This window comes from Mesorhizobium sp. M7A.F.Ca.US.014.04.1.1, from assembly GCF_003998745.1.
GTDB lineage: Bacteria > Pseudomonadota > Alphaproteobacteria > Rhizobiales > Rhizobiaceae > Mesorhizobium > Mesorhizobium ciceri.
In genome coordinates, this window is record NZ_RZRW01000647.1 from 1 (window position 1) to 3,008 (window position 3,008).

The 3,008-nt window shown below is 61.2% G+C and carries 4 protein-coding genes; 2 read left to right on the top strand and 2 right to left on the bottom strand.

Annotated features, from left to right (window positions below):
• The coding region (locus EOA22_RS29235; protein ID WP_164755962.1) for a LysE family translocator at nt 1–602 on the bottom strand (602 nt) is incomplete at its 3' end.
• A gap of 440 nt (nt 603–1,042) precedes the next feature.
• Complete coding sequence (locus tag EOA22_RS39150) at nt 1,043–1,456, bottom strand: type II toxin-antitoxin system Phd/YefM family antitoxin (protein WP_224675156.1); 414 nt, start codon at nt 1,454–1,456, stop codon at nt 1,043–1,045.
• Between EOA22_RS39150 and rfaD the strand changes: the two genes are divergently transcribed.
• A complete protein-coding gene (rfaD, locus tag EOA22_RS29250; RefSeq protein WP_063170316.1) occupies nt 1,428–2,384 on the top strand; it encodes an ADP-glyceromanno-heptose 6-epimerase in 957 nt (318 codons plus the stop codon). The genes EOA22_RS39150 and rfaD overlap by 29 nt on opposite strands.
• On the top strand, nt 2,357–3,008 hold a 652-nt coding region (gene waaF / locus EOA22_RS29255), incomplete at its 3' end, for a lipopolysaccharide heptosyltransferase II (protein WP_127390417.1). The genes rfaD and waaF, both read left to right, overlap by 28 nt.

The window sequence follows — 3,008 nt, forward strand, 5'->3', positions numbered from 1 at the left end:
AGCCCGACCAGCACCGCCCCTCCCGCCCGCTGCATCAGCCGCTGGGCGCGGCTTGAACGCCGCAGGCGGCCGATCACGGCGCCCGCCAGGAACACGCAGACGATATCGGCCGAGGAGAACATCAGATTGACTATCGTGCCGAGCACGACGAACTGCAGCCAGACCGGAAACGCCGCCGAGGCGTCGATGAATTGCGGCAGGAACGCCATGAAGAAGATCGCTGTCTTCGGATTGAGCACCTCGACGGTGATGCTCTCGAAAAAGGCGCGCCGCGCCGATTTGCGCTCGATCGCGGGCAGCGCCGCATCGCCGTCCGCGCGCTTGCGAAACAGCGAGATGCCAAGCCAGATCAGATAGAGCGCACCGACCAGCTTGACCGCCAGGTAGAGCGTCGGCACGGCATGAAACAGCACCGACAGCCCGGCGGCCGCGGCGAAAACATGCACGTAGCCGCCCAGATGAATGCCCAGCGCCGCCGTCAGGCCGGACCAGCGGCCGCGCGCCATCGTCTGCGCGGCGGCATAGAGCATGGCCGGGCCTGGAATGTAGGCGAAGATCGCCGTGGTGGCGAAAAACGCGATGAGCAGTTCGGTCGATGGCATTTTTGGTCCCTCACGATCGTGCTCTGCCCTGTCGATTCAGTCCGCGCGGGATTGCTTTGGACTGACCCGTGCGGACAACCGCAGTAAAAGCGAACATAATTTTCTTGTGAAATGACGGGCTGAACGCGCCAATTCGCGCACCCGGCTCGAAATAGGCCGACGCTTCCAGGATATCATGATTGTACTCATCGACCATGACCCAAAGGGGCATAGGATCGAGGCCCGCACGGTGGCGTTCAATTTCCGGGATGCTGACTGCAACGCGATCACGACCCGGCTGTGTGGAAGTGATTGCAAGTATGAAGAGGTTGGTACCCCCGGCTTTCCCAGGAAGGACAGCCACAAAGGCCACAGGCCGTGACTTCCGGCCTTCGGTCTCGCCGTCTCCGTGTTGGCGATGCCAAAGATATGGATATCGCCAGACGTCCGCAGCAGCGGGTTTAATCACGGTCCAATTCCGCGGCGTACTCCTCGAGCATCTCGACATGTTCGGTCGGGGCGTCCTTCGCAGCGTAGACGCGGCGGCTGTCGTTGCCGAAGCGCGCTTCGTAGGCCTCGATGCTCATCAGGACGTATCTCGGCTTGTTGTGGCGAGTGATGGAGACCGGCTGCTGGCTGGCAGCTGCAAGCACATCTCCAAGATTCTGTTTCAGATCGGTCGACGGATAGTTTTTCATGGGATACCCTGTTTTGTCCATAATAGACAAAATAGACAAAACAGACAAGCGCATAAAATGGCAGGACAGGCGCATGCACCTGGCTTTGTCGACAGCCCGGCTAGCCTCCCCTATAAGGACCGGAATCGCAAGCAACCAGAGGTCCTTCATGATCATCGTCACGGGCGGCGCCGGCATGATCGGCTCCAACATCGTCGCCGCGCTGAATGCCGAAGGGCATGACGACATCCTCGTCGTCGACGACCTTACCGACGGTCACAAGATCGTCAATCTTGCCGATCTCAAGATCGCCGACTATCTCGACAAGGACGATTTCCTGCCCCGCATGGAGGCCGGCTCGCTCGGCCGCATCGAGGCCGTGTTCCACCAGGGCGCCTGCTCGACCACCACCGAGTGGAACGGCAAATTCATGATGGAGGTGAATTACGCCTTCTCGAAACGGTTGCTGCATGCAAGCCAGAGTTTGCGCGTGCCTTTCCTTTATGCCTCCTCGGCTTCCGTCTATGGCGGCGGCTCGGAGTTCCTCGAGGATCCCGCGTTGGAACGGCCGCTCAACGTATACGCCTATTCCAAGAAGCTGTTCGACGACTATGTCAGGCGAACCGTGTTCGCCGGGCAGGCCGACCATTCACAGGTCGTAGGCTTGCGCTACTTCAACGTCTATGGCCCGCGCGAAGCGCACAAGGGCGCCATGGCCTCCGTCGCCTTCCATCTGTTCAACCAGGTCGAGCGAGGCGAGAACCCGAAACTGTTCGGCGCCTATGACGGATTCGGACCCGGCGAACAAAGCCGTGACTTCATCCATGTCGGTGATGTCGCCGACGTCAATCTGTGGCTGTGGAAACGGGGCTCAAGCGGCATCTTCAATTGCGGCACCGGCCGTGCCCAGCCCTTCCGCGCCATCGCCGAAACGGTGATCGACACGTTGGGTAAAGGGGAGATTGAATTCATCCCCTTTCCCGACCATCTCAAGGGCAGCTACCAGAGCTTTACGCAAGCTGATATGTCCCGTTTGCGCGCGGCCGGTTACAATGGCCAATTCCGGACAGTGGAAACCGGTGTCAGAGACTATGTCGAATGGCTGAAAGCCCAACGATCCTCGTGATCGGCCCACGCTGGGTGGGCGACATGGTGATGGCGCAGTGCCTGTTTTCGGCGCTGAAGGAGTTGCATCCCAACGCCGCCATCGATGTGCTGGCGCCTGCCTGGGCAGCACCCCTGGTCAAGCGCATGCCCGAAATCCGCCAGCAGATCGATTTTCCGCTCAAACCCGGCGCGCTCGAATTCACCCATCGCCGCCGCTTCGGCCGCCTGCTGCGCGGCCGCTACGACATGGCCTATATCCTGCCGGGCAGCTGGAAGTCGGCGCTGATTCCGTTCTTTGCCCGCATTCCGCGCCGTGTCGGCAATCTGCGCGAGATGCGCTATGGCCTGCTGACCGACGTCGTGCCATTGCCCGACAGCATCAAACGACGCACCGCGCAGGCCTATTTCGGCCTTGCCCAGGGCGGCAGTTTCCGGGCGCCCCGGCTTAGCGTGGACACGAAAAACCAGGTCGACCTGCTCGGCCGTTTCGGGCTGGCGCCGCAGAAATTCGTGGCCCTGATGCCCGGCGCGGAATTCGGCCCTGCCAAGCGCTGGCCCAGCGAAAGCTATGCCGGGCTTGCCAGCGGCTTCATGGGCAAAGGCTTGAAGGTTGCGCTGTTCGGCTCGAAGAACGACCGCGACG

What these genes read in the sequence shown, in the direction of transcription:
- rfaD (WP_063170316.1), top strand. Translation starts at nt 1,428, where the DNA reads ATGATCATCGTCACGGGCGGCGCCGGCATGATCGGCTCCAACATCGTC.
- EOA22_RS39150 (WP_224675156.1), bottom strand. Translation starts at nt 1,456, where the DNA reads ATGCCGGCGCCGCCCGTGACGATGATCATGAAGGACCTCTGGTTGCTT.